This window comes from Microbacterium sp. ANT_H45B (genome assembly GCF_008369345.1).
Taxonomy (GTDB): domain Bacteria; phylum Actinomycetota; class Actinomycetes; order Actinomycetales; family Microbacteriaceae; genus Microbacterium.
The window spans coordinates 228443-250151 of the sequence record NZ_VOBK01000002.1 but is presented as its reverse complement, the minus strand read 5'-3'; the positions used below and the strand labels follow the sequence as shown (position 1 = coordinate 250151).

The window sequence follows — 21709 nt, the reverse complement described above, 5'->3', positions numbered from 1 at the left end:
CGATTCATCAGGAGAGGCCTCGTCTCGGCTTCCGGTCTCGGGGTCCTGGGCGCTGGGCGCCCCTGCGCTCGGCGCGGTTGGCGAACTCGGCGGCCTGCTCGCGTTCGAAGCGCTGGGCGGTGCGCTGCTCGTCGTATTCGCTGTACGCGTCGACGATCCGACCCACGAGCGAATGACGCACGACGTCGTCGCTCGTGAGGCGGGCGAAGTGGATGTCATCGATGCCGTCGAGCACGCGCGTGACGAGGCGGAGTCCCGACGATCCCTGGGGCAGGTCGACCTGGGTGATGTCACCGGTCACGACCATCTTCGAGCCGAAGCCGAGACGCGTGAGGAACATCTTCATCTGCTCGGGCGTGGTGTTCTGCGCCTCGTCGAGCACGACGAAGGAGTCGTTGAGCGTGCGCCCCCGCATGTAGGCGAGCGGTGCGACCTCGATGGTTCCGGTCGCCATCAGGCGCGGGACGACCTCGGGGTCCATCATCTCGTTCAGGGCGTCATAGAGCGGGCGCAGATACGGATCGATCTTGTCGGTCAGCGTGCCGGGCAGGAAGCCCAGCCGCTCCCCCGCCTCGACGGCGGGACGCGTCAGGATGATCCGGGTGACCTCCTTGCGCTGCAGCGCCTGCACGGCCTTCGCCATGGCCAGGTAGGTCTTGCCCGTGCCGGCGGGACCGATGCCGAACACGATCGTGTTCTCCTCGATCGCATCGACGTACTCCTTCTGCCCCACGGTCTTGGGCCGGATGACCTTGCCCCTCGTCGAGAGGATCGCCTCGCCGAGCACCTCGCTCGGTCGCGGACCGTCTTCGGTGCGCAGCATCCGCGCCGAGCTCGAGACGTCGCTGGGCGCGAGGTCGTGGCCTGCTCTGGTCATGGTCAGCAGCTCCTCCACGAGATTCTTCGCCTTCGCGACGGCATCGGCCGTGCCCGACAGCGTGATCTCATTGCCGCGCACGAGGACCTGCACATCGGGATGCTCCTTCTCGAGCATCCGCAGCAGGCGGTCCTGCGGACCGAGCAGCCGCACCATGGCCACCCCGTCCACCGCGATGGTCTCCCGAGCGGACGGGACGTCGGCCGGGTCGTGAGTGATGTCAGCGGCCAACGAGGTTCGTCTCCCGAAGGTCGCCGGCGAGGACGTGCGCGTGCACGTGCGGCACGGTCTGTCCTGAGTTCTCCCCCACATTGAAGAGGAGTCGGAAGTCGCCGTCGGCGTGCTCGCGTGCGAGTCGGCCGGCCATCGCGACCATCTCGGCGAGCAGAGCGGGGTCGTCGGCCGCGAGCTCGACGACGTCGACGTACTCGCGCTTGGGGACGACCAGCAGGTGCAGCGCTGCCTGCGGGTTGATGTCGCGCAGGACGAAGAGCCGCTCGTCCTCGGCGACGATCTCACCGGGGATCTCACCGTCGAGGATGCGGGTGAACAGGGAGGGGGCTGACATGCCCCCAGTTTAGTGGCTCCACCTGCGGCGGCGGCGTGTCGGCCGCCGCCTGGACGGACGCCCGCCGACCACGTGCGGCGGGCGGAATCCTGCCGCGGCGATCCCCGCCCCGCCGCGTGGATCGCTCGGGCTCGACGGCTAAGATGGGCAGACACCCACCGCTCGGCGTCATCGACGCGCCCCGTCCGTCGAGCAGCGAGGCCGCAGCGGCCGATGTCGGGGTGTACGAGAAACCGAGGTACAGGTGACGAAGCACGCGCTCTCCATGCAGGATGCGATCTTGAAGCTCCAGGAGTACTGGGCAGGCGTCGGCTGCATGGTGATGCAGCCTCTGAACGCAGAGGTCGGAGCCGGAACCGCGAACCCCTCGACCGCGCTCCGCGTGCTCGGTCCCGAGCCGTGGAAGGTCGCGTACGTCGAGCCCAGCGTGCGTCCGGACGACTCGCGCTACGGACTGAACCCCAACCGTCTGCAGACGCACCACCAGTTCCAGGTCATCCTCAAGCCCGAACCGGGCAACCCGCAGGAGCTCTATCTCAAGAGCCTCGAGGCCATCGGCGTCGACCTTCACGCCCACGACGTCCGCTTCGTCGAGGACAACTGGGCCTCCCCCGCACTCGGCGCCTGGGGGTTGGGCTGGGAGGTCTGGCTCGACGGTATGGAGATCACCCAGTTCACCTACTTCCAGCAGCTCGGCGGTCTCAACCTCAGCCCGATCCCGGTGGAGATCACCTACGGACTCGAGCGGATCCTGATGGCGCTCCAGGGCGTCGATCACTTCAAGGACATCGAGTACTCCGACGGCGTCTCCTATGGCGAGATCTTCGGCCAGTCCGAGTACGAGATGAGCCGGTACTACCTCGACGACGCCGACATCGAGACCTCTCGCGCGCTCTTCGACGCCTATGCCCTCGAGGCACGCAGGCTCGTCGAGAACCGCCTGCCCGTGCCGGCGTACAGCTTCGCCCTCAAGTGCAGCCATGCGTTCAACATCCTCGACGCACGCGGTGCCGTGAGCACGACGGAGCGCACCAAGGCCTTCTCGCTGATGCGCAACCTGGTGCGTGACTGCGCACGTCTGTGGGTCGAGATCCGCGACGAGCTCGATCACCCGCTCGGTGTCGCTCAGGCTCCCGAGGCCCTCTCCCGCCCCGATGCGCCCACCGTGTCCCCCGATGCGGCCCCCGCGGATGTGCTGTTCGAGATCGGCCTCGAAGAGCTGCCCGCATCGGAGGTCCCCGCGATCACCGTGACCGTGCGCGAGCTGCTGACGACGGCCTTCGCGAGCACGCGTCTGGCCTTCGATGACCTTCGCGTCGACAGCACGCCGCGCCGTGTGGTGGTGCGGATCTCGGGTGTCCCCGCCGTCGAGTCCGAACTCGAGCACGTCGCGCGCGGTCCCCGGTGGACCGCGGCGTTCGACGAGGCCGGCGCTCCGACGAACGCGCTGAACGGATTCCTCCGCAAGAACGGCGCCGCCGTCGAGGAGATCGTCGAGGTCGACGTCAACGGCGTCCGCCATGTCGCCGTCACCCGCACGCTGCCCGGGCGCCCCGTGACCGAGGTCCTGTCGACGGTGTTCGAGCAGGTCGTGGGCGGTCTGCGCGCGGACAAGAACATCCGCTGGTCCGACCCCGAGCTCAGCTACGCCCGACCGATCCGCTGGCTCCTCGCCCTCTGGGGGACGGTGGAGATCCCGCTCGCCGTCTCGCAGGTGACGTCCGCACGGACAACCCGTGTACTCCGCACGAGTGAGCCGCCCGTCCGCGAGGTCACCTCGCTCGAGGACTTCGACAGCATCCTTCGCGACGAGCACATCATCCTCGACCGCGATGCTCGCCGCGGGCTCATCGTCGACGCCGCCGAGAAGCTGGCCGCGTCCGTGGGCGGCACCATCGACATCGAGGGCGATGCCGGCCTGATCGACGAGATCACCGACCTGGTCGAAGCACCGGGCCCCCTGCTGGGCTCGTTCAGCGCCGAGTACCTCGAGGTGCCCTCGTCGGTGCTCACGACGGTGATGAAGAAGCACCAGCGCTATCTGCCGATCTGGGTCGACGGGGCGCTGAGCAATTCGTTCATCATCGTCGCCAACGGACCGTTCGACGAGGCCGTCGTCCGCGGCGGCAACGAGAACGTTCTGCGTGCCCGGTTCGAGGACGCGAAGTTCTTCTGGCGTGCCGACCTCGAGAAGACCCCCGAGCAGTTCCGCCTGATGCTCGACAAGCTCCTCGTCGAGGACAGACTGGGGTCCTTCCTCGACCGCTCGCGCCGCATCGAGGCGCTCGCGTCCGAGTTCGCCGAGATCGCCGACCTCGACGCGGAGGCTGCGACGGTCGTCCGCTCGGCGGGTGCCGTCGCGAAGTTCGACCTCGCATCACAGCTCGTCATCGAGTTCTCCGGGCTCGCCGGCACCATGGCGAAGGAGTACGCCGCGCGCGCGGGTTACGACGAGGCCACCAGCACCGCCATCGAGGAGATGGAGCGACCGCGCTTCTCCGGCGCCGCTCTTCCCGAGACCGTGCCCGGTGCCGTGCTCTCGCTCGCCGATCGCTTCGACCTGCTCACCGGGCTGACGACCGTCGGCATCAGCTCGACGGGAAGCTCGGACCCGTTCGGCATCCGCCGGATCGCCGGCGGCATCATCGCCGTCCTGCGCAGCCGGCCCGAGCTGGGCATCTCGATCGCGGAAGGCATCTCGCACGCGGCATCCGGTCTCGCCGTGCAGGGACTCGAGGTATCGGATGCCGTCCGCGCGGCCGTCCTCGACGTGCTGGGCAAGCGGTACTCGCAGCAGCTGACGTCCGAGGGGCATGAGATCGCCGTCGTGCGCGCCGCGCTGCCTCTGGTCGACAGCCCGAGTGCAGCGGATCACGCCATCGAGGCGATCGAATCCTGGCTCGGCTCCGAGAACTTCACAGCGGAGTTCGAGGCCCTGCTGCGTGTCGTGAACATCACGCCGGCCGACGTCGCCGGTGAGATCGCCGACGGCGGGTCCGCCGAAGACGCGGCGTTCGCCGCCGAGGTGCGTCGTTTCGACGACGCCCTCGCCGGCTCCGCGGGCATCGACACGTTCCTGACCGCCCTGCGGGACCTCGCGCCGCACATCGATCGCTTCTTCGGCGAGGTGCGGGTGCTCGACGACGACCCTCAGGTGCGTCGTGCGCGACTCGGGCTGCTCGGCGTCATCGCCGGTCACGCCAGGACGCAGGCGGACTGGGCGGAGCTCAAGCCGCTCGTCCCCTGAGCCGCCGCGTAGACGCACACACGCGAGAGGGTGCGCATCCATCGGATGCGCACCCTCTCGCGTTCACACTCTTCTGCTCATACTCTCGTCCGGCTATACCGGCGTCACCAGCGGCCGAGTGCGACGGAGAGCACTGCAATCGCGGCCGGGCCGGCGGTCGACGTGCGCAGCACCGTCCGCCCCAGCAGCATCCGCTCCGCGCCGGCATCCGAGAGTCGAGCGAGCTCGTCGTCAGCGATACCGCCCTCGGGACCGACCACCAGCACGAGGTCACGGTCGTCGGGCTCGAGGTCCGACAGGCGCGTCGGCGCACCCGGATCGAGCAGAAGCATCCGTTGCGTCGAGGCGCGAACGGCGAGTTCGGCCGTCGTCACGGGAGTCGAGACCTCCGGAACCCAGGAGCGGTGCGCCTGCTTCGCCGCCTCACGGACGATGGTCGCCCAGCGCTCGCGTCCCTTCACGGCCTTCGGCCCGTCCCACCGCGAGACGCTGCGGCCCGCCTGCCACGGCACGATCTCGTCGACGCCGAGCTCGCACGCGGCCTGCACGGCGAGCTCGTCGCGATCGCCCTTCGCCAGAGCCTGCACCAGAACGATCCGGGGCCGCGGCGCAGGCTCTTCGGAGCGAGACGACACACGGACGTCGACCGATGACGGCGAGACCTGCTCGGCGACGCCGGTGAGCCAGACTCCCGCCCCGTCGCCGATCGTCACGGACTCGCCGATGCGGAGTCGGCGGACGACAGCGGCGTGCTTGGCCTCGCCTCCCGTGAGCGTCACGACGTCGCCGACCGCGGCGTCGGAGGCGGACGCGAGCAGGAAGTGCAGAGCCATCGGTGCCCCGATCAGTGCGTACGGAAGCGGTCGCGGAGCTTCGAGAACAGGCCCTGCTGGAACTGCGCCAGCTGGGGTCCCGGAGCCTTGGTCTTCTTGGCGAAGTCCTCGATGAGCGCGCGCTGCGCCGAATCGAGCTTCGTAGGCGTGACCACCTGCACTCCCACCCGCAGGTCACCGCGCTGCGTGCCGCGCAGGGGCGTGATGCCACGCCCCTTGATCGTCAGCACGTCGCCGGACTGCACGCCGGACCGGATCTCCAGCTCGACCTCTCCGTCGAGTCCCTGGATCGTCGTCTCGGTGCCGAGCACGGCATCCGGCATCGACACCTCGAGGGTCGCGAGCAGGTCATCGCCGTCGCGGCTGAAGGACGGGTGCGGGTTGACCGTGACCTCGACGTACAGGTCGCCGTGCGGGCCGCCCGCCTTACCGACCTCTCCGGAGCCGGGCAGCTGCAACCGCAGTCCGGTCTCCACACCGGCGGGGATGTCCAGCGAGACGGTGCGGCGGGAGCGCACGCGTCCCTGTCCGCCGCACGTGCCGCAGGGGTACGGAATCGTCGTTCCGTAGCCCTCGCAGGTGCCGCAGGGCTGAGAGGTGACGACGTTGCCGAGCAGGCTGCGCACCTGACGCTGCACATGGCCGGATCCGCCGCAGATGTCGCAGGTGACCGGCGAGGTGCCCTCCTGGCAGCACGATCCGTTGCAGGTCTCGCACAGCACGGCCGTGTCGACCTCGATGTCCCGGTGGGCGCCGAAGACCACGTCGCCCAGGTCGAGAGTGACGCGAACGAGCGCATCCTGTCCGCGCTCCCGTCGCGACCGCGGACGTGCTCCGCGTCCGCCGCCCTGACCGGCGCCGAAGAACGTCTCGAAGATGTCGCCGAAACCGCCGAAGCCGCTGAAGTTCCCGGCAGCTCCGTCTCCACCGCCCATGTCGTACCGACGGCGGGAGTCGTCGTCACTCAGCACGTCGTAGGCGTGCGTGACGAGCTTGAACTTCTCGGCCGCGTCCTCGCCGGGGTTCACGTCGGGGTGAAGCTGACGGGCGAGGCGTCGATAGGCCTTCTTGATCTCGTCGGTGGAGGCGTCACGGGAGACGCCCAATACCTCATAGTGGTCTGCCACGTTGGCCCTTCCAGGTGTGTCGTTCTGTGAGCGCCCGCGTCAGCGGGACGCCTCGTCTTCGTCGAGCATCCGCGACAGATAGCGGGCCACGGCCCGCGCTGCCGCCAGGTTGCTCGGATAGTCCATGCGGGTGGGCCCCATCACGCCGACCCGCGCCATGCCGCTGGGCGCGGCGTAGTTGCTCGCGACGATCGACGCCTCGCCCAGACCGAATGATGCGTTCTCGGTGCCGATGCTGGCCGCGAGACCGTGGGAGTCGGCTTCCATCTCGCTCATCAGCCGCAACAGGGTCACCTGCTCCTCGATCGCCTCGAGGAGCGGATGGATGCTGCCGCGGAAGTCCTGCTCGCGCCGGGCGAGTGTCGCGGCCCCCGCCATGACCAGTCGTTCCTGCCGGAATGCGCCGAGCTCTTCGATGATGATCGCCGCGAGAGCTCGCAACGCGACGTCGTCGGAATGCTCGTCCGCGGCGAGCAGGGCCTGCAGCCGATCGGCGGCGTCGCTCACCGCGCGCTGGGTGATCAGCGCCGACAGCCGCGCGCGCAGCAGCGCCATGTCGGTCTCGTCGACGTCGACCGGCAGCGGAGCCATGCGCTGCGACACTCCCCCGGCGTCGGTGACCAGAACGATGAGCAGACGATTGGGGGCCAGCGCCACGAGCTCGATGTGCGTCAGTCGCGCGCGAGCGAACGACGGGTACTGCGCGAGAGCGACCTGTCCGGTGAGCTGGGTGAGCACGCGGACGGTGCGCACCATGAGATCGTCGAGATCGGACGGAGCCGTGAGGAAGGACTCGATCGCGGTGCGCTGCGCGACCGTGAGAGGACGCAACTGCGCGAGGTGGTCGACGAAGACGCGGTAGCCCTTGTCGGTCGGAACGCGGCCCGAAGACGTGTGCGGGGCAGTGATCAGCTCCTCGTCCTCGAGCAGAGCCATGTCGTTGCGGATCGTCGCCGCCGACACTCCGAACGAGTAGCGATCGACGATGGAACGGCTGCCGACGGGCTCGTGCGTCTCGACGTAGTCCTGCACGATCGCGCGGAGAACCTGGAGGCCTCTTTCACTGACCATCGCAACTCCCTCCCTCTGGCACTCACTGACTTCGAGTGCCAATTCTACCGGTCGAGGCGGCCGCCGCGCTGATCGCCCTACGATGACGGGTATGAGTGTCGCGCCGCAGGTCACCGTGTCCGCCGGAATCGTGCGCGGCGAGGCTGTCGACGGGGTGCACCGATACCTCGGAGTCCCGTACGCCGCCGCCCCGTTCGGGCCGAACCGCTTCCGGGCTCCTCGGTCGACTCCCGCGTGGGAGGGCGTCCGCGACGCCGTGAGTTTCGGACCGACCTCTCCTCAGCATCCGTACCCCGGCGCCATCGGCGATCTGCTCGGTTCGGTCGAGATCCCCGGAGACGAGATCCTCTCGGTCAACATCTGGGCTCCGGACGATGCGGACGGTGCACCGGTCGTCCTCTGGATCCACGGTGGCGCACTCGAGCGCGGCACCGCCGCACTCCCCCTGTACGACGGATCCGGGTTCGCTCGGGCGGGCATCGTGTTCGCCTCGATCAACTACCGCCTGGGATCCGAGGGCTTCTCGGTGCTCACGGGGGCTCCCCGGAACCTGGGACTCCAGGACGCCGCCGCGGGACTCGCCTGGGTGCACGAGGAAATCGCGTCGTTCGGCGGCGATCCCTCGCAGATCACCGTCATGGGCGAATCCGCCGGCGGCGCCATCGTCGCCGGTCTGCTCTCCGTCGCCTCGTCGCGAGAGCTGATCGCGCGGGCGATCATCGAATCCGGACCACTCGAGGCGCAGACCGCGAAGAAGGCCGGGCGCGTCACGGCGCAGGTGGCGAAGCGGCTCGGCATCAGGGCCGACCGCGCGAGCTTCCTCGGAGCATCTCCCGCGAAGCTGCTCCATGCACGACGGCAGCAGTCCTCCGGCTCCTCTCCGCTGGGTGGGGCGCCCGGATTCCAGTTCGCCGTGGACGCCGAGTCGCTGCCTCGCTCGCCCCACGAGGTGCTCGCCGACACGGACCTGCCCCTGCTCATCGGAAGCAACACCGATGAATACCGACTCTGGTTCCCTCCGGCTGCGCTGGCGGGAATCAGCGAGGTGAAGCTCTTGCTCGCACGACTCGCGCTGCGGATCCCGCGAAAAGCGGTCGCGGCCTATCGATCGGCCTTCCCCGGTGCCTCCACCGGCGAGATCTTCGGCCAGCTCGCCACCGACATCATGCTCCGCGCGCCGCTGACCCGACTGGCGCTGGCGCGTCACGCACCCACGTTCGTCTACGAGTTCGCATGGCAGAGTCGAGTCCGCGACCTGCGTGCGGCGCACGCCCTGGAGCTCGGCTTCGTGTTCGATCGCCTCGACGACCCCGAGGCTCAGCGGCTCGCCGGACAGGATGCCCCGCAGAGACTCGCGGACGAGATGCACAGAGCATGGATCTCATTCATCAAGACCGGCGACCCCGGGTGGCCGGAATTCGGCACGGAGAGGACCACGCGCCTGTTCGACATCGAGAGCTCCACCGTCACGCAGCGCCGGACGGACGCCCTCGACATGCTGCCCTAGCGGTCCGCCGGCAGGATCAGTCGGTGAGCTCGCGCACGACCGCATCGGCGAGCAGGCGTCCGCGAAGGGTGAGCTGCACCCTGCCCCGCACCGCCGCGCCGGGGTCGACGAGACCGTCGGCGATCAGCCCGGCGACGCGCGTGCGACGCTCCGCGGGCAGGTCCGCGATCGCGATCCCTTCACGGATGCGGCTCAGCAGCAGGACCCGCTCCAGGGTGCGCGACGCCTCGTCCGGCCGCTCCGTGCCCGCGGCGGGCGACTCGGCAGCGGCGAGCCGCTGGGCGTAGGCGGCGGGATGCTTGACGTTCCACCAACGCAGACCAGCGACGTGGCTGTGCGCACCGGGCCCGAAACCCCACCAGTCGTTGCCCCGCCAGTAGGCGAGGTTGTGCCGGGACCGCTGCTGCTCGGAGCGCGACCAGTTGCTCACCTCGTACCAGTCGAAACCGGCGGCGGCGAGACGGGCGTCGGCCAGCTCGTACATGTCGGCCTGCAGGTCATCGTCGGGGGCGGGCACCTCGCCGCGGCGGATCTGACGGGCGAGCTTGGTGCCGTCCTCGATGATCAACGCATAGGCGGAGATGTGGTCGGAGTCCAGCGCGAGCGCCGCATCGAGCGAGGCCTCCCAGTCGCCGAGCGTCTCCCCGGGAGCGCCGTAGATGAGGTCGACGCTCACCGCGAGCCCCGCCTCCTTCGCGGCGGCGACGGCCGTCGTGACGTTGTCGGGGTGGTGCGTCCGGTCCAGCGCCGCCAGCACGTGCGGCACGGCCGACTGCATGCCGATCGAGAGGCGCGTGACTCCTGCATCCGCCAGCGTGCGCGCCACCTGCGGCGTCACCGTGTCGGGATTCGCCTCGACGGTGACCTCGGCGCCGTCCACCAGCCCGAAGGCGTCCGTCGCGGCATCCAGCATCCGCGCGAGGTCGCCGGGCGGGAGCAGCGTGGGCGTGCCGCCGCCGAAGAACACCGTGTCCATCGCACGGAGGGCACCGGCATCGGCGAGCACTCGTCGTGCGAGGTCGATCTCGCCGATCAGCGTCGTGGCGTAGTCCTCCTGCTTCGCCCCGCGGAGCTCGCTCGACGTGTACGTGTTGAAGTCGCAGTAGCCGCACCGAACACGGCAGAACGGCACGTGCAGGTATGCCGAGAAGGGTACTGCGGGGTCGACGGAGAGATCCGACGGCAGGTGCCCGTCGGTCGGGGCCGGGTCTCCGAGCGGCAGAGGACCGGCCATCAGTGACGCACGGCCATCAGACCGGAGTCGCGTACAGCGGCGAGATGGCCCGCAGGTAGCGGGAGAAGAGCTCCCGGCGACGACGCTTCACCAGCGGAGGCACGAGGCGGTAGAGCAGGGAGTTCGGCGCGTCGAAGGCGCGCACCGAGAACCAGACCTCGTCGTTGTCCTCGCGCCAGTCGATGTCGAAGGACTCCTCACCGCGAACGACGGAACCGCCGACCGTGCCCAGTACGAAGCCGATGCGGCGCTTCTCCTCGGTGACCGAGATGACGCGCAGCTCGGCATCCGCGCGCATGCCCGCGACCCGTCCATGCAGCTTCAGGGTCATGCCCGGGCCGGCGAACGGCGTGCCCTCGGCATCGAAGCGCTGTTCGACGTCGTTCTTGCTCGGCGCGATCGGGGTGCCCTCCGCGTCGAAGCTCACGCCGGCGTACGCCGGACCCGGTGCCGGACGCACATCGTCGACTTTCAGGCCGGATGCCCGCTGCGCGGTCCACGTGAGAAGCGACTCGCCCGCGGACTGGAACCGCTCGAAGCCGCTCCCGATCCGCCACGAGTTCTCCGCCGGGAGGCTGCGCTCCGGCGGGTACTGCATCAGATCGGGCGCGTGGGTCGCACCCACGGCCGCATAGTCCACCGTGTCGTCTCGGAAAGTCCCGCGCCGCATGAGAACCAGCCTACTTGTCGTTGCCTGGACGATCACCCTCACGCGCCGAGCCCCGCCCGACGCGCGAGCCCACTACTTCTTGTCCTTGCCCTCGACGTCGCCGGAGAGCGCCGCGATGAACGCCTCCTGGGGGACCTCGACGCGGCCGACCATCTTCATGCGCTTCTTGCCCTCCTTCTGCTTCTCGAGGAGCTTCCGCTTGCGGCTGATGTCACCGCCGTAGCACTTGGCGAGCACGTCCTTGCGCAGCGCCCTGATCGTCTCGCGGGCGATGATCCTGGCGCCGATGGCGGCCTGGATCGGCACCTCGAAGTTCTGGCGAGGGATGAGCTTGCGCAGTCGCTCCGTCATGAGCGTGCCGTAGGCATAGGCCTTGTCTCGGTGGACGATCGAGCTGAACGCGTCGACCTTGTCGCCCTGCAGCAGGATGTCGACCTTCACGAGGTCCGCTTCCTGCTGTCCGGCGGGCTCGTAGTCGAGCGAGGCGTAGCCCTGGGTCTTGGACTTGAGCTGGTCGAAGAAGTCGAAGACGATCTCTCCGAGCGGCATCATGTAGCGCAGCTCGACCCGCTCCTCGGAGAAGTACTCCATGCCCAGCAGCGCGCCGCGGCGTGTCTGGCACAGCTCCATGACGGTTCCGACGTAGTCCTTCGGAAGCAGGATGGCGGTCTTCACCATGGGCTCGGACACGGAGCCGATGCGCCCGTCCGGGTACTCGCTCGGATTCGTGACCGTCACAGTCTCGCCCGTGTCCGAGGTGAGCACTTCGTAGATCACACTGGGCGCCGTGGTGATGAGGTCGAGGCCGAACTCGCGCTCCAGGCGCTCGGTGATGATCTCGAGGTGCAGCAGACCGAGGAATCCGCAGCGGAAGCCGAACCCGAGGGCCACGGACGTCTCCGGCTCGTACTGCAGGGACGCATCGGACAGCTTGAGCTTGTCGAGCGCCTCACGGAGGTCGGCGTAGTCGCTGCCGTCGATCGGGTAGACACCCGAGAACACCATCGGCTTGGGGTCGGTGTAGCCGGGGAGAGCCTCGGTCGCGGGCTTGCGCGCCGTCGTGATCGTGTCTCCGACCTTCGAGAGGCGCACGTCCTTCACTCCCGTGATGAGATAGCCGACCTCGCCGACACCGAGCCCCTTCGTGGGCACGGGCTCCGGGCTCGACACACCGACCTCGAGCGCCTCGTGAGTCGCGCCCGTGGACATCATCTGGATGCGCTCGCGCGGAGACAGACCGCCGTCGATCATGCGGACGTAGGTGACGACACCGCGGTACGCGTCGTACACGGAGTCGAAGATCATCGCGCGCGCCGGCGCGTCGGCGTCGCCGACCGGGGCCGGGATGTCCCGCACGAGGCGGTCGAGGAGCTCCTCGACGCCCACGCCGGTCTTGCCGGACACACGCAGGACGTCTTCGGGCTTGCCGCCGATGAGGGAGGCGAGTTCCTTGGCGTACTTGTCCGGATCGGCCGCGGGCAGGTCGATCTTGTTCAGCACCGGGATGATGTGCAGATCGTTCTCGAGCGCCAGGTACAGGTTCGCCAGCGTCTGGGCCTCGATGCCCTGTGCCGCGTCGACGAGCAGGATCGCGCCCTCGCAGGCGGCGAGAGAACGCGACACCTCATAGGTGAAGTCGACGTGGCCGGGGGTGTCGATCATGTTGAGGGCGAACACCTCTTCCGGTCCCTGTCCGTCACGAAGGGCCCACGGCATCCGCACCGCCTGGCTCTTGATGGTGATGCCGCGCTCGCGCTCGATGTCCATGCGGTCCAGGTACTGGGCGCGCATGTCGCGATCCGAGACCACGCCGGTGATCTGGAGCATGCGGTCGGCGAGGGTCGACTTGCCGTGGTCGATGTGGGCGATGATGCAGAAGTTGCGGATCTGCTTCGCGGGCGTCGCGGCAGGCTGAAGCGGAGTGAGAGCGCGTGGTGACATGTCCCGTCGATTCTACGGTGAGGCGAGGCTAATGCCCGATTCACCAGATCCGGTGTTAGTCTTCCGAGGTTGCCCGGGGGCCATCCGTGACACCGGATCCCGTGAGCGGTAGGACTCCGTCACAGACAAGGTGAAGGCGTCGCGTCGCGCAGATCGGCAGATGGTGATTGACTGTCTCTTCGACTCAGCGTTGCGTCGGCAGATCCCGAGCGCGTCTGAACAAGAGAAAGAATCATCACCTTGATCAAGTATCTGTTGCGTCGAGCGGTCGGCTGGTTGCTCATGATCGTGATTGCGACCAACGTCACCTACTTCCTGGCGTGGAGCTTCCTGGATCCCCGGAGCAATTACGTCGGACGACGCCCCCCGCTCAGTCCCGACGAGATCACCCGGATGCTGGAGCCGTTCAATCTGAGCGACACCGTCCCGCTGGTCGAGCGATGGTGGACCTGGTTCAGCGGCATCATCTTCCGCTGGGACTGGGGCCAGAGCCCCGTCGGTCAGTCGGTGAACGACCAGATCGCCTACCGCATGTGGGTGTCCGCAGAGCTCGTGATCGGCGCCACCATCCTCGGAGCGGTGCTCGGTATCGGACTCGGCGTCTACACCGCCTCGCGCCAGTACAAGCTGGGTGACCGCATCGGTCAGGCCACGTCCATCGTCACGATGAACATCCCGATCGTCGTCGCGGCGCTCGGCATCGTGCTCCTCGCCATCGCCTTCAACGAGTGGGTGGGTGTGCGCGTCTTCTACGTGACGGGCGCGGGCAGCAAGGGGGTCGAGGGCTTCTTCCCCTACCTCCTCGACAAGCTGCAGCATCTGACGCTGCCGACCATCGCGCTCGTCTTCACGGGCTACGCGAACTACCACCTGCTGCAGCGCTCGCTCCTGCTGGACAACATCAAGGCCGACTATGTGCGGACCGCACGCGCGAAGGGTCTGACCAAGCAGCAGGCGATCCGCAAGCACGCCCTGCGTCCCTCGCTCATCCCGGTGGCCACACAGCTCGCCTTCACGATCCCCACCGTCTTCACCGGCGCGATCCTCACGGAGTCGATCTTCGGTTGGAACGGCATGGGCAAGTACTTCATCGACACGATCAGCAAGAACGACGTGCACGGTGTGGTCGCCGTCGCGGCCTTCGGTGCCGTGCTCACCGCCATCGGCGCGATCCTCGCGGACATCGCCGTCGTCGCCCTCGATCCGCGAGTGAGAGTGAGCTGACATGACCACGGAAATGATCGACCCCACGCTGCACCCGGATGAGCCTCAGGTGCCGGCCGCTGTACAACGCAAACGGATGTCGACCTTCAACCTCTACTACCGCCGCTTCATGCGGAACAGGCCAGCGGTCTTCGGAGTCTTCGTCTTCATCGCCCTCGTGCTCTTCTCGATCATCGGGCCTCTGGTCGCCAAGTACGACCACATCTACCTCGACTTCCTGAACCTCGGCACCCCGCCGTCGGCCGAGCACTGGTTCGGCACGACCCCGGCCGGCAACGACCTGTTCGCTCAGGCGTCGATCGGGCTGCAGCGCTCGCTCATGATCGCCGTCACGGTGTCTGTCGGCACGACAGTCCTCTCGGCCATCGTCGGCACGGCTGCGGCCTACTTCGGCGGACGCGTCGAGCGTTGGACCCTGCTCCTCATCCACTTCCTCATGGTGATCCCGACCTTCCTGATCCTCGCGCTGGTGTCGAACACCGCCGGCGGCGACTGGCGGGTCATCGCGCTCGCGCTCATCTTCATCGGCTGGTTCTTCCAGGCCAGGGTGATCTGGACCATGGCGCTCTCCCTTCGTGAGAGGGAGTACGTGGAGGCCGCCCGATACATGGGTGTGCGCGGAATGAGGATCGTCATGCGACACCTCATCCCGAACATCGGATCGCTGCTCGTCATCAACTTCACCCTCGGAGTCGTGGCGGCCGTCATGACCGAGACCGGACTGTCGTTCATCGGCTTCGGCGTCAAGATCCCCGACGTGTCACTCGGCTCGCTCATCGGCAGCGGCGCCAACAGCATCACCAGCGCGCCGTGGCTGTTCTACTTCCCCGCCATCGCCCTCGTCATGCTCACCGTCTCGATGGCGCTCGTGGCTGATGGCCTGCGCGACGCGCTCGATCCCACCTCTGCGGCAGGAGGCCGCGCATGAGCACCTACTCTGCAACCACAGTCCTTTCCGTCCGAGACCTGAGCGTCAGCTTCCCCTCCGAAGCGGGTCGCGTCGACGCCGTGCGCGGCGTCTCCTTCGACCTCGAGGCGGGCAAGACGCTCGGCATCGTGGGCGAGTCCGGATCGGGCAAGTCGGTCACGTCCCTGGCGATCATGGGCCTGCTCGACGACAACGCGAAGGTCACCGGCTCGATCGTCTTCGACGGCCAGGAGCTGCTCGGCAAGAGCGACAAGCAGATGTCGATGATCCGCGGCAACGGCATGACGATGGTGTTCCAGGATCCGCTCACCTCGCTCACCCCGGTGTTCACGATCGGCGACCAGCTGATCGAGGCGCTCACGGTGCACCGCAACCTCTCGAAGCGCGAGTCCTGGGATCGATCCGTCGAACTGCTCACCCTGGTCGGGATTCCCGAGCCGGAGAAGCGGATGAAGTCCTTCCCGCACGAATTCTCGGGCGGTATGCGTCAGCGCGTCGTGATCGCGATCGCGATGGCGAACAACCCGAAGCTGATCATCTGCGACGAGCCGACGACCGCTCTCGACGTCACGATCCAGGCGCAGATCCTCGATCTGATCGAGAAGGCGCAGGGCGAGACGGGTGCCGCGGTGATCATGATCACCCACGACATGGGTGTGGTCGCGCGCACCGCCGACGACGTCATCGTGATGTACGCCGGCAAACCCGTCGAGCACGCCGAGGCGCGGGAGCTGTTCCACCGCACCCGGATGCCGTACTCGATCGGACTCCTCGGCGCGATCCCCCGCGTCGACAAGTCGGAGAAGCAGCCCCTCGTCCCGATCAAGGGCAACCCGCCGTTGCTCATCGATCTGCCGGACGCCTGTCCGTTCGCCGACCGGTGCCCCATCGTCATGGACGCGTGCCGCACGCGGGAGCCCGAGCTGCTGCCCGTCACCACCGGAACGGATGCCGCGCACAGCGCCGCATGCATCCGTGCGAACGAGATCGAGGACGGCGGTCTGATCGGCGGTCTGCCGGTGTTCCCCATTCCGGTGATCCCCGAGAGCGACCTGACGCGCACTCCGCGCGAGCAGCGACCGGTGACTCTCGAGGTCCGCAATCTCAACAAGACCTTCTCGCTGATGAAGGGCGCCATCTTCAAGCGCAAGGTCGGCGAGGTGCACGCGGTCAAGGGCCTCACCTTCGATGTTCGCGAGGGCGAGACGATGGCCATCGTCGGTGAGTCCGGGTCGGGCAAGACCACGACGCTGCTGCAGATCATGGACTTCGCCAAGCAGGACGACGGCGACATCATCGTGGCCGGCACCAGCGTCGGATCGATCACGAGCGGCAAGCAGGAGCGAGCGCTGAGGCGCGATATCCAGATCGTCTTCCAGGACCCGATGGGCGCCCTCGACCCGCGTATGACCGTGAGCGCGATCATCGCCGAGCCGATGATCGCCATCGGTGTCAAGCGAGAAGACGCTCACCGTCGAGTCCAGGAGCTGATGGACCTCGTGGGGCTGAACCCCGCGCACCTCGACCGGTTCCCCGGAGCGTTCTCCGGCGGACAGCGACAGCGCATCGGCATCGCCCGTGCACTCTCGACGAATCCGAAGATCGTCGTCCTCGACGAGCCGGTATCCGCGCTCGACGTCTCCATCCAGGCCGGCGTCATCAACCTCCTCGATGAGCTGAAGGTCAAGCTCGGCCTGTCGTACCTGTTCGTCGCACACGACCTCTCGGTGGTCCGTCACATCGCCGACCGCGTCGCTGTCATGTACCTCGGCGAGTTCGTCGAGCACGGCGATGTCGACGACGTGTTCGACAACCCCCAGCACCCCTACACGCAAGCGCTGCTGTCGGCGATCCCCGTCCCGGACCCCGACATCGAGCGCAGTCGTCAGCGCGTGGTCTTCGATGCGGAGACGATGTCGACCCGACCGCTCGTCTCCTGAGCTGCCCCGGTCACTGTCCGATAACGGTTACGGGATATTCACTCGTGCACCCGAGCCTTTCGGGCGAAAGCGAACTAATCTCCCATCTATGACTACGCCGAAAGGCGAAAGGAGCACCATGAAAGGCACCACGAAGCTGATGGGCGTTATCGCTCTCAGCGGCGCCCTGGCACTCGCGATCAGCGGATGTGCAGCAGGCGGCACGAGCGGAACCGATGGCGGCAACGAGCCCCAGGAGACCAAGTCTGCGGATTACAACCCGCAGCCCCGCGAGAACCTGAAGGAAGGAGGCGAGGTCCACTTCGGCATCAACGAGATCACTCCGCAGATGAACCCGTTCAACGGCAACGCCAGCGCTGACACGACGCGCCTCGCCCAGTGGTACAACCCGCAGGTGTTCCTGATGTCGCCCGAGGGCGAAGTCTCGGCGAACCCGGCATACCTCGACGACTGGGACATCAGCGAGAAGGACGGCAAGACCGTCATCACGATGAAGGTCAACGAGAAGGCTGTCTGGAACGACGGCACGCCGATCGACTACACCGCGTTCGCAGCCACCTGGAAGGCGAACAGCGGCGAAGACGAGGCCTACGAGGCCAGCGCGACCGACGGCTACAAGGAGATCGAATCGGTCGAGCCCGGCGAGACCGACAAGGACGTCATCGTGACGTTCAAGGGCGAGTTCGCCTGGCCGAGCATGCCGTTCCTCACCGGCATCCTGAACCCGGCGGTCGACTCGCCGGAGGTCTTCAACACGGCGTACATCGAGAACGCGCACCCCGAGTGGGGCGCCGGTCCGTACAAGCTGACCGACTTCGACATCAACGGCCAGACCGTCACCTTCGAGCCGAACGAGAAGTGGTGGGGCAACGCACCGCTGCTCGACAAGGTGACCTTCACGGGCCTCGACGCCTCCGCCTCGATCAACGCCTTCAAGAACGGCGAGATCGACATGGTCGGCACCAACACGAAGGATCGCCTGGCACAGGTCGCCGACATGAAGGACGTCACGACCTACCGTTCGCAGCAGACCGCGAAGACGATCATCATCCTGGACGCCGAGAAGCCGCAGCTGAAGGACATCGCCGTACGCCAGGCGTTCTTCATGGCGATCGACATCGACCAGCAGAAGCAGATCGCGTGGAACGGCCTCGACTACGAGGAAGCTCCCGCCGGCTCGCTGAACATGTACGACTTCCAGGACGGATACAAGGACTCGTTCTCCGAGGCCGGCCTGAAGTTCGACGTCGACGCCGCCAAGAAGCTGCTGGACGACGCCGGCTGGACCGAGGGCTCAGACGGCATCCGCGAGAAGGATGGCGTCAAGCTCGAGATCGTCTACCCGGTTCACAGCGATGACCCGACGATCGAGGCCCTCGCCAAGGCGCTGCAGCAGCAGGAGAAGGCCATCGGCATCGACCTGCAGATCGAGAAGCGCGCACCCGCGGACTTCTCGACCGACTTCAGCACGAAGAACTGGGACGGATTCTCGCTGCGGTTCACCGACTCCGACCCGTTCGGACCGCTGTACTTCTGCCAGCTCTACTGCTCCGACAGCAGCCTGAACCTGTCCGGAACCGGCACCGCCGAGATCGACGAGAAGATCAAGGACCAGGTCGAGTCGCAGACGACGGCCGAGGACTGGACCGCCGCGACGATGAAGCTCGAGCCGGAGATCATCAAGGAGACCTGGGGCGTCATCCCGCTCTACAACGGTCCCTCGATCTCCACGGTCAAGGACGGCCTCGCCAACCTGACCCCCGAGCCCTACGTCGGACTGGACCTCTTCGGAGTGTCTCCGGTCGAGAACGTCGGCTGGGAGAAGTAACTCCTCTCTACGAAGCGGGGTCGGTGGTCATCCACCGGCCCCGCTTTCTCTATGCTGAACGCGTGAGCGTCCAGATCGTCCTCGTGCACGGCATCCGCACGTCCGCGACCATGTGGCGCTCGCAGCTCGCCTTTCTCCGCGAGCAGGGCATCCCCGCCGTCGCGGTGGACCTGCCCGGGCACGGCTCGCGGATGGCCGAGGACTTCACCCTCCATGAAGCACTGCACACGATCGATGTCGCGGTGCGCGATGCCGCGACCCGCGGGCCCGTGCTCCTGGTGGGTCATTCGATGGGCGGTCTGCTCTGCCTGGCCTACGTCGGAGGTGCCGATGCTCCGCGCGTGGCGGGGCTGATCGCCGCGTCGTGCACGTCGCTCCCCCGCGGCGCCGGGCTGGCGGCCTACCGCGCGATCGCCCGTGCCGTCGACAGACTGCCCGACCGGGGCATGTGGATCACCGCGCGCATCCTCGAGGCGACCATCCCCGAGGAGACGCGCTCCGACTTCGCTGCGGGCGGCTACGCCCTCGACACTCAGGACACGGCGCTGCGCACCCTCGCCGCTCTCGATCTCGCGACCGCGGTGTCCAGGATCGATGTGCCGCTGTGGTTCGTCAACGGACAGTGGGATCAGCTGCGGGTCAATGAGGCGCTGTTCCGCCGTCTCGCGCCGCATGCCGATCTCATCGTCGTCCCCCGCACCACTCACCTGGTCACCGCGATGCGGCCGCAGATCTTCAACGCCGTGCTGCGTCTGGCCATCGCGACCATCGAGAGGGATGCTAGGCCGGCGGCAGAGGATGCCGGGCGGTCTGCCGGGCCAGAGCGGTGAGTGCACCACCCACGAGCGACAGCACGGCGGCGGCGACGAATACGAGCCAGAAGCCGCCGACCAGCGCGACGAGCCCTGCCCCCAGTACCGGGCCGATGAGCTGTCCGAGCGCAGCCGTCACGGAGACGATCCCGAGATCGCGCGCATGGTCCTTCTCGTCCGGGAGCAGATCAGCGGCGAACGCGAGTCCGACGGTCGAGAACGCGCCGTAGCCGAGCCCCATGAGAGCGGCGGCCACCATCGTCGCCTCGAACGTCGGCACCACGGCGATCACCACACCTGAGGCCGCCTGTACGAGCGTGGCCGCGACGGTCAGGGTGCGTCGGTCGCCGGTGCGGTCCGACAGGATGCCGGTACCCACCGCCGCGAGCACGACGAACAGCGTGTAGACGACGATCAGGAGCAGAAGGTTGTCCTGAGCGACGGTCGTCTCCTGATGCAGCCCATGCAGGAGGAAGAAGAGGAACAGGGCGGTGCCGAGCGCGTTGCCGATGTTCGTCACGAGCCGGCCGGCCAGCATCCAGGCGAAGTCCCGATCCCGCAGCGAGGCGAGCAGCCGCCGGTCGCCCCGGGCAGCCACGGGCTCGGCGGCGGCCCGTTCGGCGGTGGGTCGCACGGAGGCCGGTTCGGCGGGGGCGGGCGGGTCGGGCAGGAGCAGCGCCGCCGCCGAGCCGACCAGGGCGATCACGGCGGCGAGCAGCAGATACCCCTCGCGGATGCCGAGGCCCAGCAGCACGACGAGGCCGACGCCGAGCACGATCCCGACCGCCTGACTCGATCCGACGGCAGCGGATGCCGCGCCGCGCTGCGTCGAGGGCAGCTGATCGGCGATCAACGCGGTGAACGCGGCGGACGACACGGCCACACCGATGGAGACGCCGACCCAGGCGCCACCGACGGCCCAGGCCCCCTCGCTGAACCCCGTGACGATCAGGAACGCGGAGGTGCACAGCACCCCGCCCAGCGCCCACGGGCGTCGACGATGGCGTCCGCGGCGGGTGCGGTCCGAGAGCGTGCCCGCGACGGGCCCGCCACGATCCCCGCCAGCCCGCCGATGCCGAGCACGAAGCCCGAGGAGATGACTCCTGGGATCCAGTCCTCATCAGAGGTGTTGAGCTGCAGCGGGAGCAGAAGCTGTACCGGTGTCAGCTGCACCGTCCAGATCGCCAGCCACGCCAGGGTGAACACGGTCATCCACCGCGCCCCGATGCCGCGCGCCGCGCTCATCGATGTCCGCAGTGACGGTGGGGAGGGCGCATGAGGTTCCTCGGCAGGGGTCGGGATCAAAGTGTCCGGTCATGATGATCATGCACCCAGACCCCGGCCGCGCGCGATGGGACGTTCCGGATCGACACCGGCAGATCCTCCCGCAGGCGGTGTCGGGCGATGCGCCCGATTGCTGGTAGAGTTGGTTCTTGGCTTGCGTGTGGGTTCTTCCCTCACGACCGCCGTGTGGAAGCCCTCTTCTTCTGCCGGCATCTCCTAACAACTCCGTACAGAAAGCGTCCACACGTGGCAAACATCAAGTCGCAGATCAAGCGCAACAAGACCAACGACAAGGCTCACGAGCGCAACAAGGCCGTGAAGAGCGAGCTGAAGACGCACATCCGCGCGACGCGCGCTGCTGTCGTCTCCGGCGACAAGGCCGCAGCCGAGGCTGCCCTGAAGGCTGCCGCCCGCAAGCTCGACAAGGCCGTCAGCAAGGGTGTCATCCACCAGAACCAGGCTGCGAACCGCAAGTCCTCCATCGCCAAGCAGGTTTCCGCTCTCTGAGCAGATCCACCTCGCTTGAGGGTGTGACAAGAGCCCGTCCCGTTCGCGGGGCGGGCTCTTTCGCGTGCTCGGCCGGACGCACGGATCGAGACGGCTCTGCTCTGCTCTGCT

The 21709-nt window shown here is 67.7% G+C and carries 17 protein-coding genes; 8 read left to right on the top strand and 9 right to left on the bottom strand.

Annotated features, from left to right (window positions below):
- Positions 1-7 precede the first annotated feature (7 nt).
- Together FQ142_RS07540 and FQ142_RS07535 are read right to left on the bottom strand one after the other, a co-directional pair.
- The gene (locus tag FQ142_RS07540) at positions 8-1033 is read right to left on the bottom strand and encodes a PhoH family protein (protein WP_253386653.1); all 1026 of its coding nucleotides are present in this window, start codon (positions 1031-1033) and stop codon (positions 8-10) included.
- A 64-nt stretch (positions 1034-1097) separates the two neighbouring features.
- Positions 1098-1445: an HIT domain-containing protein gene (locus tag FQ142_RS07535; RefSeq protein ID WP_056418205.1), complete on the bottom strand. Its 348-nt coding sequence runs from the start codon at positions 1443-1445 to the stop codon at positions 1098-1100.
- Positions 1446-1689: 244 nt separating this feature from the next.
- On the opposite strand from FQ142_RS07535, the gene FQ142_RS07530 reads away from it, so the two are divergent.
- Positions 1690-4692 carry a glycine--tRNA ligase gene (locus FQ142_RS07530; RefSeq protein WP_223145280.1) on the top strand — a complete coding sequence of 1001 codons (3003 nt, stop codon included), beginning with the start codon at positions 1690-1692 and terminating at the stop codon, positions 4690-4692.
- A 104-nt stretch (positions 4693-4796) separates the two neighbouring features.
- Here FQ142_RS07530 and FQ142_RS07525 read toward each other — a convergent pair whose 3' ends face one another.
- The 3 genes from FQ142_RS07525 to hrcA are packed head-to-tail and all read right to left on the bottom strand — an operon-like array spanning position 4797 to position 7723.
- Positions 4797-5525 carry a 16S rRNA (uracil(1498)-N(3))-methyltransferase gene (locus tag FQ142_RS07525; protein ID WP_149422853.1) on the bottom strand — a complete coding sequence of 243 codons (729 nt, stop codon included), beginning with the start codon at positions 5523-5525 and terminating at the stop codon, positions 4797-4799.
- 11 nt (positions 5526-5536) lie between these two features.
- A complete protein-coding gene (dnaJ, locus tag FQ142_RS07520; protein WP_149422852.1) occupies positions 5537-6652 on the bottom strand; it encodes a molecular chaperone DnaJ in 1116 nt (371 codons plus the stop codon).
- 39 nt (positions 6653-6691) lie between these two features.
- Positions 6692-7723 carry a heat-inducible transcriptional repressor HrcA gene (gene hrcA / locus FQ142_RS07515; RefSeq protein ID WP_056418215.1) on the bottom strand — a complete coding sequence of 344 codons (1032 nt, stop codon included), beginning with the start codon at positions 7721-7723 and terminating at the stop codon, positions 6692-6694.
- Positions 7724-7814: 91 nt separating this feature from the next.
- Here hrcA and FQ142_RS07510 point away from each other — a divergent pair, with 91 nt between their 5' ends.
- Positions 7815-9230: a carboxylesterase/lipase family protein gene (locus tag FQ142_RS07510; RefSeq protein ID WP_262492091.1), complete on the top strand. Its 1416-nt coding sequence runs from the start codon at positions 7815-7817 to the stop codon at positions 9228-9230.
- A 16-nt stretch (positions 9231-9246) separates the two neighbouring features.
- Here FQ142_RS07510 and hemW read toward each other — a convergent pair whose 3' ends face one another.
- From hemW to lepA, 3 genes are all read right to left on the bottom strand, one after another.
- The gene (gene hemW, locus FQ142_RS07505; protein WP_149422850.1) at positions 9247-10464 is read right to left on the bottom strand and encodes a radical SAM family heme chaperone HemW; all 1218 of its coding nucleotides are present in this window, start codon (positions 10462-10464) and stop codon (positions 9247-9249) included.
- 16 nt (positions 10465-10480) lie between these two features.
- Positions 10481-11134: a DUF1990 family protein gene (locus FQ142_RS07500; protein ID WP_045254603.1), complete on the bottom strand. Its 654-nt coding sequence runs from the start codon at positions 11132-11134 to the stop codon at positions 10481-10483.
- 72 nt (positions 11135-11206) lie between these two features.
- Positions 11207-13075, bottom strand: coding sequence for a translation elongation factor 4 (gene lepA / locus FQ142_RS07495; protein ID WP_149422849.1), 1869 nt, complete (start codon positions 13073-13075; stop codon positions 11207-11209).
- Positions 13076-13315: 240 nt separating this feature from the next.
- Here lepA and FQ142_RS07490 point away from each other — a divergent pair, with 240 nt between their 5' ends.
- The 5 genes from FQ142_RS07490 (at position 13316) to FQ142_RS07470 (ending at position 19825) form a co-directional block, all read left to right on the top strand.
- Positions 13316-14299 carry an ABC transporter permease gene (locus tag FQ142_RS07490; RefSeq protein WP_149422848.1) on the top strand — a complete coding sequence of 328 codons (984 nt, stop codon included), beginning with the start codon at positions 13316-13318 and terminating at the stop codon, positions 14297-14299.
- A 1-nt stretch (position 14300) separates the two neighbouring features.
- On the top strand, positions 14301-15227 hold the full coding sequence (locus FQ142_RS07485) for an ABC transporter permease (protein ID WP_082068963.1): 927 nt from the start codon (positions 14301-14303) through the stop codon (positions 15225-15227).
- Positions 15224-17167, top strand: a complete 1944-nt coding sequence (locus tag FQ142_RS07480; RefSeq protein WP_056418227.1) for an ABC transporter ATP-binding protein — start codon at positions 15224-15226, stop codon at positions 17165-17167. The genes FQ142_RS07485 and FQ142_RS07480 overlap by 4 nt, the downstream gene beginning before the upstream one ends.
- Positions 17168-17285: 118 nt before the next feature.
- Positions 17286-18995, top strand: coding sequence for an ABC transporter family substrate-binding protein (locus FQ142_RS07475; protein WP_056418230.1), 1710 nt, complete (start codon positions 17286-17288; stop codon positions 18993-18995).
- A 62-nt stretch (positions 18996-19057) separates the two neighbouring features.
- On the top strand, positions 19058-19825 hold the full coding sequence (locus FQ142_RS07470; protein ID WP_149422847.1) for an alpha/beta fold hydrolase: 768 nt from the start codon (positions 19058-19060) through the stop codon (positions 19823-19825).
- Here FQ142_RS07470 and FQ142_RS07465 read toward each other — a convergent pair.
- Positions 19776-20921 carry an MFS transporter gene (locus tag FQ142_RS07465; RefSeq protein WP_262492141.1) on the bottom strand — a complete coding sequence of 382 codons (1146 nt, stop codon included), beginning with the start codon at positions 20919-20921 and terminating at the stop codon, positions 19776-19778. The genes FQ142_RS07470 and FQ142_RS07465 overlap by 50 nt on opposite strands.
- Before the next feature lie 416 nt (positions 20922-21337).
- On the opposite strand from FQ142_RS07465, the gene rpsT reads away from it, so the two are divergent.
- Positions 21338-21598: a 30S ribosomal protein S20 gene (gene rpsT / locus FQ142_RS07460; protein ID WP_045254610.1), complete on the top strand. Its 261-nt coding sequence runs from the start codon at positions 21338-21340 to the stop codon at positions 21596-21598.
- Positions 21599-21709: the final 111 nt, after the last annotated feature.

What these genes read in the sequence shown, in the direction of transcription:
- FQ142_RS07540 (WP_253386653.1), bottom strand. Translation starts at nt 1,033, where the DNA reads ATGGTGCGGCTGCTCGGTCCGCAGGACCGCCTGCTGCGGATGCTCGAG.
- FQ142_RS07535 (WP_056418205.1), bottom strand. Translation starts at nt 1,445, where the DNA reads ATGTCAGCCCCCTCCCTGTTCACCCGCATCCTCGACGGTGAGATCCCC.
- FQ142_RS07525 (WP_149422853.1), bottom strand. Translation starts at nt 5,525, where the DNA reads ATGGCTCTGCACTTCCTGCTCGCGTCCGCCTCCGACGCCGCGGTCGGC.
- hrcA (WP_056418215.1), bottom strand. Translation starts at nt 7,723, where the DNA reads ATGGTCAGTGAAAGAGGCCTCCAGGTTCTCCGCGCGATCGTGCAGGAC.
- FQ142_RS07510 (WP_262492091.1), top strand. Translation starts at nt 7,815, where the DNA reads ATGAGTGTCGCGCCGCAGGTCACCGTGTCCGCCGGAATCGTGCGCGGC.
- hemW (WP_149422850.1), bottom strand. Translation starts at nt 10,464, where the DNA reads ATGGCCGGTCCTCTGCCGCTCGGAGACCCGGCCCCGACCGACGGGCAC.
- FQ142_RS07500 (WP_045254603.1), bottom strand. Translation starts at nt 11,134, where the DNA reads ATGCGGCGCGGGACTTTCCGAGACGACACGGTGGACTATGCGGCCGTG.
- lepA (WP_149422849.1), bottom strand. Translation starts at nt 13,075, where the DNA reads ATGTCACCACGCGCTCTCACTCCGCTTCAGCCTGCCGCGACGCCCGCG.
- FQ142_RS07485 (WP_082068963.1), top strand. Translation starts at nt 14,301, where the DNA reads ATGACCACGGAAATGATCGACCCCACGCTGCACCCGGATGAGCCTCAG.
- FQ142_RS07480 (WP_056418227.1), top strand. Translation starts at nt 15,224, where the DNA reads ATGAGCACCTACTCTGCAACCACAGTCCTTTCCGTCCGAGACCTGAGC.
- FQ142_RS07475 (WP_056418230.1), top strand. Translation starts at nt 17,286, where the DNA reads ATGAAAGGCACCACGAAGCTGATGGGCGTTATCGCTCTCAGCGGCGCC.